At 61.3% G+C, this 13,679-nt stretch carries 13 protein-coding genes; 3 read left to right on the plus strand and 10 right to left on the minus strand.

Annotated features, from left to right (window positions below):
* Positions 1-40: 40 nt before the first annotated feature.
* From P3T25_RS11480 to P3T25_RS11515, 8 genes are all read right to left on the minus strand, one after another.
* On the minus strand, positions 41-562 hold the full coding sequence (locus P3T25_RS11480; protein WP_429358126.1) for a GNAT family N-acetyltransferase: 522 nt from the start codon (positions 560-562) through the stop codon (positions 41-43).
* The gene (locus tag P3T25_RS11485; RefSeq protein WP_429358127.1) at positions 559-1,536 is read right to left on the minus strand and encodes a hypothetical protein; all 978 of its coding nucleotides are present in this window, start codon (positions 1,534-1,536) and stop codon (positions 559-561) included. The genes P3T25_RS11480 and P3T25_RS11485 overlap by 4 nt, the downstream gene beginning before the upstream one ends.
* Positions 1,533-2,231 (minus strand): WbqC family protein, encoded by a 699-nt coding sequence (locus P3T25_RS11490; RefSeq protein ID WP_154559883.1) that lies wholly within the window; start codon positions 2,229-2,231, stop codon positions 1,533-1,535. Before P3T25_RS11490 ends, P3T25_RS11485 begins: the two co-directional genes overlap by 4 nt.
* 5 nt (positions 2,232-2,236) lie before the next feature.
* The gene (vioA, locus tag P3T25_RS11495) at positions 2,237-3,382 is read right to left on the minus strand and encodes a dTDP-4-amino-4,6-dideoxy-D-glucose aminotransferase VioA (RefSeq protein WP_429358128.1); all 1,146 of its coding nucleotides are present in this window, start codon (positions 3,380-3,382) and stop codon (positions 2,237-2,239) included.
* Between the two features lie 24 nt (positions 3,383-3,406).
* Positions 3,407-5,800, minus strand: coding sequence for a tetratricopeptide repeat protein (locus P3T25_RS11500; protein WP_429358129.1), 2,394 nt, complete (start codon positions 5,798-5,800; stop codon positions 3,407-3,409).
* A gap of 335 nt (positions 5,801-6,135) precedes the next feature.
* Positions 6,136-6,435, minus strand: a complete 300-nt coding sequence (locus P3T25_RS11505; protein ID WP_429358130.1) for a flagellar protein FliT — start codon at positions 6,433-6,435, stop codon at positions 6,136-6,138.
* A 20-nt stretch (positions 6,436-6,455) separates the two neighbouring features.
* Positions 6,456-7,964, minus strand: a complete 1,509-nt coding sequence (gene fliD / locus P3T25_RS11510; RefSeq protein ID WP_429358131.1) for a flagellar filament capping protein FliD — start codon at positions 7,962-7,964, stop codon at positions 6,456-6,458.
* A gap of 144 nt (positions 7,965-8,108) precedes the next feature.
* Positions 8,109-9,530, minus strand: coding sequence for a flagellin (locus tag P3T25_RS11515; RefSeq protein WP_429358132.1), 1,422 nt, complete (start codon positions 9,528-9,530; stop codon positions 8,109-8,111).
* A 267-nt stretch (positions 9,531-9,797) separates the two neighbouring features.
* Here P3T25_RS11515 and P3T25_RS11520 point away from each other — a divergent pair, with 267 nt between their 5' ends.
* Complete coding sequence (locus P3T25_RS11520; RefSeq protein WP_429358133.1) at positions 9,798-10,739, plus strand: aldo/keto reductase; 942 nt, start codon at positions 9,798-9,800, stop codon at positions 10,737-10,739.
* 359 nt (positions 10,740-11,098) lie between these two features.
* Positions 11,099-11,311 (plus strand): 30S ribosomal protein S21, encoded by a 213-nt coding sequence (gene rpsU, locus P3T25_RS11525; RefSeq protein ID WP_006050883.1) that lies wholly within the window; start codon positions 11,099-11,101, stop codon positions 11,309-11,311.
* A 130-nt stretch (positions 11,312-11,441) separates the two neighbouring features.
* Here the strand turns inward: rpsU and P3T25_RS11530 are convergent, their stop codons facing one another.
* Positions 11,442-11,867 carry a hypothetical protein gene (locus P3T25_RS11530; RefSeq protein WP_429358134.1) on the minus strand — a complete coding sequence of 142 codons (426 nt, stop codon included), beginning with the start codon at positions 11,865-11,867 and terminating at the stop codon, positions 11,442-11,444.
* A gap of 148 nt (positions 11,868-12,015) precedes the next feature.
* Complete coding sequence (locus tag P3T25_RS11535; protein ID WP_429358135.1) at positions 12,016-12,612, minus strand: DNA-3-methyladenine glycosylase I; 597 nt, start codon at positions 12,610-12,612, stop codon at positions 12,016-12,018.
* A 152-nt stretch (positions 12,613-12,764) separates the two neighbouring features.
* Here P3T25_RS11535 and P3T25_RS11540 point away from each other — a divergent pair, with 152 nt between their 5' ends.
* Entirely contained in the window at positions 12,765-13,646 is an 882-nt protein-coding gene (locus P3T25_RS11540) for a BadF/BadG/BcrA/BcrD ATPase family protein (RefSeq protein WP_429358136.1), read from the plus strand.
* The last annotated feature ends 33 nt before the right edge of the window (positions 13,647-13,679 follow it).

Consider the following 13,679-nt stretch of genomic DNA (forward strand, 5'->3'; position numbering starts at 1 on the left):
GGGGCGAGGCAACGGGAACAGGTGAATGGCTCAGGAGCGGTCAGCAGTCAGTAGTCAGCATGGCCATCGGAATAACGTCGAGATAGTGGCCGCCTTTAAAGGCCGCCTGCCGCATCAGACCTTCGGCGCGGAAGCCCACTTTTTCGTAGAGCGCAATGGCGCGCGCATTGGACGCGAGCACGGTCAACGAAACACGGTGCAGATTGAGGTCGCTGAATGCATGCTCGAGCGTCAAGCGCGTTGCGGCCTCACCGATCCCACGGCCGCGCGCCGATTCCGCGCCGATCTGGATCGAGAACTCCGCACAGCGGTTCACCCAGTCGATTCCCAGCAGATACGTCACGCCAACCAGTTCCCGAGTAGATGTGAGACAGACCGCGAGACGAACGCTATTGGCGCGGGAACTGAGGTAACTATCGAACCATTTGCCGTCGATCTCGGGACCTACATGCCGGAAGGCGCCGCCGAGCAAACCGACCAGCGCCTGATCGGCGCGCCATGCGTTGATGGTCGGAAGGTCGCTGCGTTCGATCTCGCGCAGGAATATCGTGTTGTTGATCATGCGAGGCGGTCCAGTATGCGTTGCACTATCGGCGCAAGATCGGCGCGCGTGAGCCGCTGATCGCACGGCAAGAACAGCGTCGAGTCAGGAAGATCGCTTTCGAAATCCGGCACGCCTTCGGCGGCCGCGACGTCCGGCCAGTAGCCAGGCGTGTAGACACGTTGCGCCCGAAGCGCTTCGCGAAGTCCTGAAGGCGCGCCGAAAAAGGGGTAGCAGAGCGGCACCGCCGTTTCGCTATCGTGAAACGTGAAACGGTTGTAGCGCTGCAGCTTCTCGTGAAGATAAGTAAAGTTCGCGACTCGCCTTGCACGCACGGAATCGTAGTCGACACTGGCGAGCATGCGCCGCGTCAGTTGCGACATCTGCAGCGGTTCCTGATTTTTCAGGCTTTCTTCGGCTGCCGCATAGTCTGCATAACCTGCTTCAGCGTCTTGCGCGAGCCGGCTCAGAAGATGCGCGCAGCGTTGCACCGAGGTTTGGTCGGTCGCATTCGGCATATCGATCGGCTGCTGTGTGACGAGGTACCCGCCGTCGGGCACACCGAGAAATTTGCGCGGTGAGTACAGCGTGGCCAGGCAATCGCGCGGCTGCGCGAACAAGGCCTGTGCATTGTCGATCACGACGCGTTCGCGTGGAAACCGGCTGAGCACGTCGTTGACCTGGTACTCGCACAGACCAAAGTAATTCACGTAGACAAGCCACTCACCCTGTGCGAGGTCGACGGATTGCACGCGCAAATCCGAATCGAGCCGATAGCGTTTGACGGCCGTGCCGGCCATGCGCAGCGGTTCGATCATGGCGTCGCAAATGTACCAGGGCATCCAGACGGCGGTAGGGCGCAGCGGGCGAAGCAGCGCCAGAAACGCCGCACGCGACGACTGAAAACACAGTGCGCCGTCGTGAAGGGGCGACCCGACCGGCGGCAGTTCCAGTTCGAAATATCCGCCAATGGCGCGCGGCTCAACTGCGGTCATGCATACACCTGTGCGGAAAGCATGTCTCTGACGTTGTCTTTGCCGTTGAACATCAGTACGTCGAGAATCGATAAAGCAGGATGAAATACGTCGTCGAACTGCGAATAAGGGCACAGGTTCGGCTCGATGAAGGCGAGCTCTACACCGCGGGCGGAGAACGCCTCGCCGTCGTAAAGAGCGCGGCCGCCAGGCAGGTTCACGTAGATGAGCGCTTGCTCTCTTGCGCAGATATCGATTACCCGATGGGTCCCCTTGAGTTGCGCATTGCCGTACCGGGTCGACGAGGCGACGAACTCGGTGTCGATCTCCAGGTACCTGCAGATTTCCGTGACGGTGTGCGACGCGAGCAGCGAAATATGGTCGAAAGGCGCTGTCAGGATCTGCTCGATCAATTCGCTGATGCGCGGATACTGAGGTGCTTTCGCGTAGGCGTGACGAATCGATTCGAGCAGCTTGCGCAGCCAGCGCTCGCGTGGCTGGATCAGGACGTCGTTGATCTTTAGCATTGGGCTCGCACCGGCAAGCGGTACGGTCAGGTAGCGAATCTGATCGCCCAGCAGTATCCGGTTGCGGTTAATCCAGCCGTTCTTGATAAAGTTCACGTCGTCGTAAAAGACAAATTTGTCGACTGCGGCCACCAACTGAAAATATCCGATATACGGAAACAGGTAGGGCTGCATGATCGCGAGCTTCATGGCGTTCAGCAATCCGCAATGAGTCCGACGATGCGATCGAGCATATTGTCCGTCAATGCCGGGAAAATCGGCAGACACAGTACCTGCTGTGCGGCGGCATGTGCGACCGGTAGGTTTTCGCGGCGCGCGGAAGGCAGGCCACGATAGATCGGGAAGTCCGAAATCAATGGGTAGAAATAGCGGCGCGCATAGATGTCGTGGTCGCGAAACTTCTGATACAGCGCGTCACGGCTGATCGGATATTCCGGGCCGACGAGAATCGGAAAGTACGAATGGTTCGCCACCTTTTCGCCCGTCTTTGGCAGGCAGCGGATGCCGGGCACGTCGCGCAGACGTTCGCGATAAATCGCGTCGATCTGTGCGCGCCGAGCCAGCGCTTCGTCGATATGCTGAAGCTGAAGCAGCCCGAACGCGGCGTTGATTTCACTCATCTTGCCGTTGATGCCGGAAGCGACCACCGTCGTTTCATCCACGAAACCGAAGTTCTTCAGATGATCGATGCGCTGCTTCGTTTTCGCATCCTGACAGATGATCGCGCCACCTTCGAACGTGTTGAAGACCTTGGTCGCGTGAAAACTCAACACGGCGAGGTCGCCGTGTTCGAGCACGCTGCCCGCTTCGGTCTGCACGCCAAAAGCATGCGCTGCGTCGTAAATCACTTTCAGGTTGTAGTTATCCGCGATTTTCTGAATCGCTTCGACGTCGCACGGCTTACCGTAGCAATGCACCGGCATGATCGCCGTGGTTTGCGGCGTAATCGCCGCCTCGATCTTGGCAGGGTCGAGGTTCAGCGTTCCCGGGTCGACATCGACGAATACGGGCTTGATACCGTTCCAGACCAGCGAGTGCGCAGTCGCGACGAAGGAGTAAGGCGTTGTGATCACTTCACCGGTCACGCGCAGTGCCTGCAGCGCGGTGAGCAGCGCCAGCGTGCCGTTGGTGAACAGCGCCAGGTGGCGCACGCCGAGGTATTTGCATAGCGCCGCTTCGAACTGCTGGTGAAACGGACCGCCATTGGTCAGCACCTTGCTGTCCCAGATCTGCTGAAGATAGGGAATGAATTCTTCGAGCGGCGCGAGATGCGGCTGGGTGACGTAAATTCTTTCATCCAGTTGAGGCTGGATCACGCGGACAGTGGCGCTGGCGCTCATGCTTTCCTCTATGTCTTGTGCCTGTCAGGCGTCGTGCGGTGCAGCGACCGGCTGTGCTTCGCGGGTATCGGCGGGGTGGCCGGGAGGGGGCGCGTCGAATGAAACGGGGGACTCTCCCGCGCACCAGCGTTGCCACATCACCCGCAGTGCACCCACCAGTCCGGCGGCGATAGTGGCCGGCTGGAACATGGCCGACTGTGCGCAACGCTCGCGCAAGCTTGTCCTGAGTTCCGCGAGTTCGGAGAGGTTGGACGCCCAGTACAAGCCTTTCTGCACGAAATCCTCCTTGTCCTGCGCGATGAAGGCGTCGAGTCCGACCTGGGTGAGCGACATGGGGCCGCCGCGGCTGGCTGCGGTCGAGCCAGGCAGCGTAATCGTGGGCAAGCCCATCCACAACGCGTGAAGGGTGGTCGTACTGCCTGCATAGGGGAACGTATCCAGACAGATGTCCACGTGATGGTGCTGCTGCATATACGCGGCCAGCGCGGCGCGGGGACGGAAATCGAGCCGTTCCCGCGCTATGCCCTCGGCGGCGAACCACTCGCCGAGTCCCCCGTCGCTGCCGTCCTCGGGCATGCCGCCGACCACCATTCGGGCATCGGGCAGCGCCCGCAGCAGTTTTGCCCACAGGGCGATCACGTCAGGGTGAAGCTTGTTCAAACGGTTGAAGCTGCCGAAGGTCACATAGCCGTTACGGAGCGCCGGAAGCAGGTTGATCGGCGGCGACACGGCCGGCGGCTGGAAAGGCGCGACGGCGGGCAAACGGATAATTTTCTCGGTGAACTGGTCTTCGAAACCGGCGGGCACCATGAATCGGTCCGCCAGGTAGTAGTCGACTGCTTGCAGGCCGGTGGTGCCGGGGTAGCCAATCCAGCTTGCCTGGATCGGCGCGGGCTTGCGGGCAAACGTCAGCAGGCGGTTGCGTGCAGTGTGCCCGGAAAGATCGATCAGAATATCGATGCCATCCGCGCGAATTTTTTCTGCCAATGCTGCGTCACTCATCCCCCATACCGATTGCCATGTCGAGACGTATCCGCGCAGACGTTGCGTGATCTGATCTTCGCGGGTGAAGTTGTAATAGACGTGCAGCGACAAATGCTCGTTGCCCGCGAGGTGAGCGAGCACGGGTTCGACAAATGTCGAGACGGCATGATGGAACAGGTCGGCGGAGACGAGGCCGACCCGCAACTGGCGTGCCGGATCGCGCGGGTTGGTGTATTGAGGCCAGAGCGGGCGCAGCGGCGCTTCACACTGTTGCGCGAAATGGCAATGCTGAGCGAACAGCGCCGCCGCGTCGATCTCGCGGTTGTGACTCAGGCAAAACAATATGTTGTGGTGTGCAAACGCATTGTCTGGCTGGATTTCCAACGCGCGTCGAAAGCGGGCTTCCGCATCCAGGGTGCGCCCCTGCTCGAGATGCACTGTGCCTAACGTGTTGTGCATCTCGCTGACGTTGGGGCGCAGTTCGATCGCGCGGCGGCAACTGGCTTCGGCTTCGCCGAGCCGGCCTTGTGCCTGCAGGATCATGCCTAGCACACGGTGGGCTTCAGCGTAGTCCGGATTCAGTGCGAGAAGCCGTCTGGAGAGGGCTTCACTCTCGTCGAACGCACCTTTCATTCTCAGAATATCGGCGAGCACGCCCCCCGCCTGGATGTCGTCGGCGACGAGTCCAATTGCCTTTCTGAGTGGTTCGATGGCGTCTTCGTAACGCCCTAGGGCATGCATCGCAATGCCCAGTACCCGCCAGCCCATCGGATGCGCAGGAGCGCGTTGCGTGAGCGATTGCGCGATGGCGGCCGCCTCGGCAACGCGTCCGCTGTTGAACAGCATCACGACTTCTTTCGCTTGTCGTGGACTTGGTGCGTTGTTATTGACGGCCCTGCCGACAGCTTTCTGCTTGTTCGGTTTTTTTGCGGAGGCCGGTGTCGATTCGGAATGGTGTGAGGTACCGATGTCGCAGGGTTGAGTTTGCGCGGCGATCGGAACGATGGAAGCGGGCGGTAGCGAGGGCGGCGTTTCCGCCACGGTCTGAGCCATCAGGTAGACCAACGTATCCACCGCTGAACCTCTCAGGCCGCGCTGCTGAGCCATCTCCAGCATCAACCATGCGGCACTGGTTTGGCCTGCTCGCCGCAAGGCGTCGATATAGCTTGCCCAGTATTGACCCTCATCCGGATTCGCGCCCACGGCCGCTTCCAGATGCGGTATCGCGGCCTCGAATTGCCCCCGTTGCATCGAGAGCAACCCAAGGTTGTAGTTGGCGTCGCCGTGGTGCGGACGAGCCTCCAGAATGGTCCGATAGAGCATTTCCGCGCTATCGAGCGCGCCATTTTGATGTTCCGCGGTCGCGGCCCGCATGACCATCTGCAGGTCCTGCTCGAACTGGAGTTCATCGGGCGAAGCGGTGTCTGCAGGCATTACTGGTGAAGGCGTCATGGGCGTCGAATCAGGATTGGCGATCTGAGCCCGATTATGCGGGGCGTCAAGCGCGCCTGAATCGGCGAGATGAGCCGTAAAGCCGTGCCAGTTTGCGAGATCGGCGCGACGCAGGGCGCCGCGGCGTAGCGCGGGCGCACACGCCGGCCAGTCTTTGCGGCAGGTTGTTGAAGATGTATCGGCTGTGGAGGCGGTTCCTTCGGCACGCGAAAAAAAGCCCGCGCGAGGCGGGCCTGAGTTGAACGAGCGCACCCTGACTTCAGCGCGTTGTTCTAATTATCCGTTCTGACGGGTGTATTGCGCGGACCCCGCCGTATTCAGAATTGCGCGACCTGCTGATACTGGCCGGCCGCGTCCACGCGCGCCATCGCCGAGCGGTACTCGGCTTGCAATTCGATTTGGGTTGTTTGCGCATTGGCGAGAACGGCTGCGTCGATCGCCTGAATCATGCGGATCATTTCGAGCGCGGCTGGATCCTGCTCCGCGCTCAGCGATACGAGCAGCGGCGAGCGTTCCTCGGTCAGGCGCGCGGCCTCGGGCCAGTTCGCCAGCGCCACGGCGTCTTCGATCGCATGCGTCAGCGAAAGCAGGCGTTCAATCAGTGTGGTCTGGTTCACGTCGAATCATTCCTTGTCGATCAGGCCTTGTTAGCGGACAGCGAGCCCTGACTGTTCGTGCCGCCGAACAACTGCGTCAGATACTGGGAGTTGTTGTTCATCGTCGCCATCAGGGTGTTCAAAGCGGTGAACTGAGCCTGATACTGGTTCGTCAATTGCGTGGTGTAGTCGGCCAGCGTGGTCTGCTGGGTCGCGATGCTCTTCAGGTCGTTGTTGAGCGCGGTCGTGCGCGTATCGATGACGCCGCCCGTCTGGACGAACGACGTGATGCTGTTGTTCAGCTGCGCCGCGACGCCGTTCGTGGAATTGAACAGTGATGCGACCGTCGAGGCATTGTTCTGCAGGGCGCTGTTCAGCGTTGTCGAGTCCGCTTGCAACGTGCCGTCCGCTTGTAGCGTGATGCCGATCGAGGCGAGGCTGATGCTCGACGTTCCGGTGCCAACGCCGGTGCTAACGATCGTACTGAGGGTGTTCTTGATTGTGTTCAACGTAGGATCGCCCAGCAGCGGACCTTGTGCGCTCGACGACTGCGTGCTGTCAAACGAAGTCAACGTACCCATTGTCGTAACGAGCGTGTTGTAGAGGCTGACGAAGTTCGTGATCGCGGTCGCTTGCGAGGTGGTGTCCTCCGCCACGGTCAGCGTTTGGGTCTGCGCGGCGCCAACTGCCGCGGAGGTCAGGTTGAGCGTCACGCCGGCGATCGCGCCAGTGACCGTATTGCTCGAGCTGCTCGCGGCGACGCTGCCGATCGTGAACTCCGCATCCTGGGCGGCGGTGCTTTGCGTCCAGGCGATGCTGCCGGAGGACGTGATGGTCGAGGCAGCGCTGCCCGTGCCGGCGGTCGACGTCACGCCGAGGCTGGACAGTCCGTTGTCGTTCTTCAGGTTGCCGACCGACACGCTGATTGTGTTCGCGGCGCCTGTCGTCGCCGAGTTCAATACAAGGTGTGCACCGCCGGTGCCAGTGACGATCGTGGCAGTCACGCCCGGGTTGCCGCTGGCGGAATTGATCGCTGCGGCGATGCCGCTCAGCGTGTTGTTGGTCGAATTCACGTCGACGTTCATCGACTTGCCGCCGACCGACACCGTCAGCGTGCCGGTGCCGAGTGTCTGCGTTGCGCCAAACGCGCCGGACGTCAGCGATTGCGCCGTCGCGATTTGCGTCACGTTGACCGAGTAAGTGCCCGCCACCGCGCCTGTGCCGGCCGTCGCGGTGAGTCCGGTGCCGCTTGCTGTCGCGCTAAATTTGGAGAGCATCGTGCCGTCCGACAACGACGTCAGACCCGCTTGCAACGCGGTCAGAGCCGCTTTCAGCGTGCCGATAGCCGACAGTTGCGTGTTGTCCGATGTAGTCTGGGCGGTAAGGGCCGAGGACTGCCCAGCCGTCTTCGCGTTGACGAGCGCCGTCACGAGCGACGACACATCCATCGACGAATTACCGGTCGAGCCGCTGATGATTGACTGGGCGGCTTGCTGAAGCGCGGAGTTGGCGCTCGCGGTGGACGAGGTGGCGGACGAGATCGTTGACATGCGGTTGCTCCGTGCGTCGGTGAATCTGTTGGGCTTGCGTCGTTTTCAAATGCACTGCGGGAGGCAAGCCTCCCGTTGAATCGAAACTTCCGCGTACGCGCCGCGCATGGCGCGCAGTGCGTACGCGGTTACAACATGAAGCCCTTATTGCAGGAGCTTCAGGACTTGCTGCGGCAGCGAGTTTGCCTGTGCCAGAACCGAAATACCAGCTTGTTGCAGCACTTGCGCCTTGCTCAGGTTGGCCGTTTCTTGCGCGAAGTTGGCGTCCTGGATTTGCGATTGTGCTTGCGACAGGTCGGTCGACTGAGCTTGCTGGCCCGTGGCGATTGCCGTGAAGCGGTTCTGCACAGCACCCAGTTGAGCCTGGATGTTGTTCACAGTGCCCAGCGCGTTGTCGATCGATTCGATCGCCTGGTTCGCGCTGGTAACTGAGCTGACGTTGACGTTCGCAACCGTAGAGAGCTGGTTGTTGTTGTCGACGTTGGCGAACTGGCTGGTCGCCGGCGTTGCAGTAAAGGCAAGCGTCTGGCCGTTCGTCGGCCCCGCGCCTGCTGCGGTCGTGAACAGTGCAGTTTGTGCCGCTGCGGACAATGCGTTGCCGTTCTGGTCAGAGAACGTGTAACCGCCGCTGCCGTCGGACTTAACGGTGATCGACGTGATCGAACCGGCGGTGCCCGGCGCAACGTTGGTGCCGTTCGTGGCGGCGACGTTGATGCCCTGAATCGTGCCGAGCACGACGCCCGTAGCGGTCGGCGGGTTGGTGTTGGCGGTCGAGATCGCAGCGATTTGCGTTGCCGGATCGAGCGCGCTAGCACCCACTGCGGACAGCGTCAGTGCGCCGCCAGCGCCCGCCGCAGTCTTGAACAGCGCTGCAGAAGCCGTCGCCGAGATCGTCTGGTTGTTCTGATCGGTGTACGTGAAGCCGCCCTTGCCGTCGGCAAGAACGTTGATCTGCGTGATCGCCGGCGTTGCGCCAGCGGCCGCTGCCGAGCCGGTGGCCGTCAGGCTCAGGCCGGTGAACGAGCCAAGCACGTTGCCCGCTTGCGCGAAGCCGCCGCCGATCGACGCTGCCGACAGGCTTTGCGTCAGGTTCAGGCTCATCGACTGGCCGACGTTCGCGCCGACCTGGAAGTTGACCACGCCGGCCGAGCCGTCGAGGATGTTCTTGCCGTTGTACGTCGTTTGCGATGCGATACGGTTCACTTCGGCGATTTGCTGCGAGACTTCCTGTTGCAGTGCAGCCTGGTTGGCCGACGTCAGCGAACCGCTCGATGCCTGCACAGCCAGTTGGCGGATACGTTGCAGGCTCGACGTGATCTGTGCGAGACCGCTCGATGCCGTTTGCACCATCGACACGCCGTCGTTCGCGTTCGACACGCCCTGATTCAGGCCGTTGATCTGCGTTTGCATACCGGTTGCGATGGCCAGGCCTGCTGCATCGTCAGCCGCGCTGTTGATGCGCTTACCCGACGACAGACGCGTGATGGCTTGCGAAAGGGCGCTTTGCGAGCCACTAAGATTTTGCTGTGCAACCAGCGAGTTGATGTTGCTATTGATTCCGAGCATGAAAATCTCCTAAATAAGCCTTGAGCCCAATACGCCACGTTGGCATCGGCGGAAGCACTCGTTCATTGCTGGCCGCCTCAGTGAAGGTTGACGGCGCGTCTAAAAAAAACTTGAGGAACTTTGTGCAATAACGATCCAATTGTTTTTCGGGCCGGTTGGGCTGCGACCCGTCTGTAAGCCGCTTGCAGCCTTGTTCGGGACATCCGCTGCAGGTATTGAAAAGACGGCGTATTCTCCTTTTCTCTTGTGACAAACCCTGGAGAAATCATGCAAAAGCGCCGGATTGGACGTTCCGAATTAGAGGTCGCGCCGCTTATGTTCGGTGGCAATGTATTTGGCTGGACGGCCGATGAAGCGACCTCGTTTTCGATCCTGGATGCATTTGTCGATGCGGGGCTCAACTTTATCGATACCGCCGATGTCTATTCCGCGTGGGTGCCGGGTAACCAGGGTGGCGAATCGGAAACCATCATCGGCAAGTGGTTCAGGCAGAGCGGCAAGCGCGACAGAATCGTGCTTGCCACCAAGGTTTCGAAGCACCCGCAGCGCACGGGCTTGTCGGCGGCGAACATTCAGGCGGCCGTGGAGGATTCGCTGCGGCGCTTGCAGACCGACTACATCGATATCTATTTTTCTCACGACGACGACACCGAAACGCCCCTGGCCGAAACCCTCGGCGCGTATCAGAAGCTGATCGAGGCGGGCAAGGTGCGGGTGATCGGCGCGTCGAACTACAGCGGCGCGCGCGTCGAGGAAGCGCTCGCCGTGTCCCGCCAGCACGGGCTGCCCGAGTACCAGTTGTTGCAGCCGGAGTACAACCTGTACGACCGCGCGGAGTATGAGCGTGACATTGAGCCGGTGGCGCTCGCCAATCAGCTCGGCGTGGTGGTGTACTGGAGCCTTGCAAGCGGCTTTCTGTCCGGCAAGTACCGGTCGCAGGCCGATCTGGCCAACAAGGCGCGTAGCAGCCGGGTCGAGAAGTATCTGAACGAGCGCGGTTTGCGGATTCTGGACGCGCTCGACCGGGTCGCCGGGCGGCACGGCAGCACGCCGGCCACGGTCGCGCTGGCATGGCTGATCGCCCGCCCGAGTGTAACGGCCCCAATTGCCAGTGCGACCTCGGTCGACCAGCTCAAAAGCCTGGCCGCCGCCGTCCATCTGATGCTGACCGGTGCCGATATCCGTGAACTGGACGAGGCGAGCGCCTGACCCGCGCAGGAGACCTGGCGCGATCGCTAAACCCCTGGTAGGATGGGGAGTTTCCTGATATCATCGGGAGTGAATTGAGATCTTTGCCTGTTTCGTCAATGTTTTTCATTGATGAAAGGTTGGCGAAACGGCAACAGACGCGGCTTCGGCTTTACGTCTGTCCGCGTTCCGCGGTGAACTCCCCACCTCTCTTTTCCGGCCTCCGTGGCCGTTATGCCTCTCGTTTCATTCGTGGTTTGGCCGGGATTTTTCCCGCGTTTGCCTGTTACTGGCCATGAATCGGAACGACCGGAGGGCCGGCGCGTGAGCGGTATCCGCCACGCAATTTACCCCTATCAAGTGATTGAGTTAGGAATTACATGACGACGATTCTTCTGAAAGAAAACGAGCCGTTCGAAGTGGCGATTCGCCGCTTTCGTCGCGCAATCGAAAAGAATGGCCTGATCGCAGAACTGCGTGAGCGTCAATCGTACGAAAAGCCGACTACGGCACGTAAGCGCAAGAAGGCTGCTGCTGTGAAGCGCCTGCACAAGCGCCTGCGCAGCCAGATGCTGCCGAAAAAGCTGCACTAAGCACGTTTTTTCGCGCTGTATTTAGCGCACTGCACGCCGAACGGCGGTGTGAGCTTCGAAAGAAGCCACATCGCCGTTTTGCTTTTGGGGAGTCGATTTACGTTGGGCTTTGCCGCCGTACCGAGGCTCGTTACGCGGCGCTCTTCAGGCGCTCGGCGGACAGGCCGAATTGCCGGGCAATCGAGCTCAGACGCTCATGCCATTCCCACGTGCCGAACACGTCGTGCACGTTTTGCAGGCAACTCAGCAGAGCGATTGTGGCCGGGTCGTACACATTGAGGCGGGCGCGCAGGAGCGCCTTTTTGAGCGCAGATATGCCGGCATCCATATAAGCAGGCACCTCGGTGGCCGCCTTGCCGATGTAGCGCACCGGAACGCCTTCCATCGCGGTCATATAGTCGTTCGGCTTGATGAAGCTGCCGACCGGGCAGCCACCGCAGTAGCCGCGGTATGCGCCGCCGCCGCGCGGCAGCAAGGCGGCGCGTTTCTGGCCGAGCAGATGGTCCACGGCCTGATCGAAAATCTCCTGATGGGTCAGGAAGCTAAGGGTTTTCATGGTTGGTCTCCCATGCATTACGCAGCGGTTATTCGTTGTTCGAGCGCATGAACGGCAGTATCGGACACGCGCCAATTGACGAAACCCGGACTAGCACGGCGAAAAGCCTTCAATTCGCGGGTTTGGCTCGTTTGCCCCTTATGCGGCGTCAACCGGCCTTGCGATTGCGTCCCTTCTTGCCGAGCGCCGCGCATCGCGCGCGGCACATGCAGCTTGCCTCGTGGTCGTTCACCATGCCGACCGCCTGCATGAACGCATAGCAGATCGTCGAGCCGACGAACTTGCAGCCGTAACGCTTCAGCCCCTTGCTGAGCGCGTCAGAAATTTCGGTCGACGCAGGCGCCTGTTTATACGTTGCCCAATCGTTCTGGATGGGCGTCTGATCGACGAACGACCATACGAAGTTGGCGAACGAACCGTGCTCGGCCTGAATCTGCTGCACGGCGCGCGCGTTGGTAACTGCCGATTCGATCTTGCCGCGATGACGCACGATACTTTCGTCCAGCACCAGCGCATCGACATGTTTGGGCGTAAAGCGCGCGACCTTGTCGATGTCGAAGTCGGCGAACGCGCGGCGATAGCCGGTTCGTTTGTTGAGAATCGTCGACCATGACAAACCTGCCTGGGCGCCTTCCAGTACAAGCAGTTCGAACAAATGCTGATCGTCGCGCGAGGGCACGCCCCACTCGGTGTCGTGGTAGTGTGCGAGCGCTTCGCTCGATACCCAGTTGCATCGCTGTGTCACTTTCGCGCTCCCGCGTTGTCATGTCGTCCGTCAGCATAGCGGAAGCAGTGCGCGCCGCAAGCCGGCCATTCGGCCGATTGCGGGATTGAAACTGACCTGCCACGCTATGCCTTATTCACCACCTGAATCACCACCTGAACTCACTCGATTCGATGAATAAAGACCTCTTTCTGATCGGCATTGACGGCGGCGGCACTGGTACGCGAGTCGTACTCGGCGACGCGCAGGGCCGTGAACTGGCGCAGGCGGCGAGCGGGCCCTCGGGGCTGGGCCTCGGCGTGGAGCGCGCGTGGCAGGCCATTGAGGCGGGCTGCGCCGATGCATTCGCACGTGCCGGCGTGCCGCTGGACTGGGCGCGCTGCGTACTCGGTTGCGGGTTGGCAGGGGTCAACAATCGCGACTGGCTGGCCGCGTTTCGCGCGCAGGCGCCGGCGGTTGCCGGGCTCGCGGTGGAAAGCGATGTGTACACCACCTTGCTTGGTGCGCACGGCGGCGCACACGGCGTGGTCGTCGCGCTTGGCACCGGCAGTCAGGCGGCCGTGCTTGACGGCAATGGCGACTGCCGAACTGCCGGCGGCTTCGGTTACCCGTCGGGCGACGAAGCGAGCGGCGCCTGGCTTGGGCTACGAGCCATCGTGTATGCCCAGCAAGCGCTCGACGGCCGTGTGCCCAATGACGATCTGGCGCAGGCGCTGCTCGCCCACACCGGCGCACATGACAGCGACAGCCTCGTGGTCTGGCTGTGCGAAGCTAATCAGACCGCTTATGCGAGGCTCGCGCGGATCGTCATTGCGCATCGCACGCATCCGTTCGCAGCGCATTTGCTCGATGAGGCCGGCGTGGAGGTGGGCAAGATGATTGCCGCGCTCGACCCTTCGGCGAGCCTGCCGGTCGCGCTGTGCGGCGGTCTCGGCGCGCCCCTGCGCGAGTACGTGCCTCAGATCTATCAAGCCCGCTTGCGCGAGCCGTTGGCGGACTCGGCACACGGCGGTTTGCAATTGGCGCAGCGCGAAGCGGCTCGCATCGGCGGTTGAGAATCGTCTGGCGCGCCGGGTGCGATCTCGCGG

Origin of the sequence: Paraburkholderia sp. GAS32 (assembly GCF_050434225.1) — a bacterium.
Classification (GTDB): Bacteria; Pseudomonadota; Gammaproteobacteria; order Burkholderiales; family Burkholderiaceae; genus Paraburkholderia; species Paraburkholderia madseniana.

Bases quoted from the DNA above. Each gene is read 5' to 3' on its own strand.
- P3T25_RS11480 (WP_429358126.1), bottom strand. From the start codon at position 562: ATGATCAACAACACGATATTCCTGCGCGAGATCGAACGCAGCGACCTT.
- P3T25_RS11485 (WP_429358127.1), bottom strand. From the start codon at position 1,536: ATGACCGCAGTTGAGCCGCGCGCCATTGGCGGATATTTCGAACTGGAA.
- P3T25_RS11490 (WP_154559883.1), bottom strand. From the start codon at position 2,231: ATGAAGCTCGCGATCATGCAGCCCTACCTGTTTCCGTATATCGGATAT.
- vioA (WP_429358128.1), bottom strand. From the start codon at position 3,382: ATGAGCGCCAGCGCCACTGTCCGCGTGATCCAGCCTCAACTGGATGAA.
- P3T25_RS11500 (WP_429358129.1), bottom strand. From the start codon at position 5,800: ATGCCTGCAGACACCGCTTCGCCCGATGAACTCCAGTTCGAGCAGGAC.
- fliD (WP_429358131.1), bottom strand. From the start codon at position 7,964: ATGTCAACGATCTCGTCCGCCACCTCGTCCACCGCGAGCGCCAACTCC.
- P3T25_RS11515 (WP_429358132.1), bottom strand. From the start codon at position 9,530: ATGCTCGGAATCAATAGCAACATCAACTCGCTGGTTGCACAGCAAAAT.
- P3T25_RS11520 (WP_429358133.1), top strand. From the start codon at position 9,798: ATGCAAAAGCGCCGGATTGGACGTTCCGAATTAGAGGTCGCGCCGCTT.
- rpsU (WP_006050883.1), top strand. From the start codon at position 11,099: ATGACGACGATTCTTCTGAAAGAAAACGAGCCGTTCGAAGTGGCGATT.
- P3T25_RS11530 (WP_429358134.1), bottom strand. From the start codon at position 11,867: ATGAAAACCCTTAGCTTCCTGACCCATCAGGAGATTTTCGATCAGGCC.
- P3T25_RS11540 (WP_429358136.1), top strand. From the start codon at position 12,765: ATGAATAAAGACCTCTTTCTGATCGGCATTGACGGCGGCGGCACTGGT.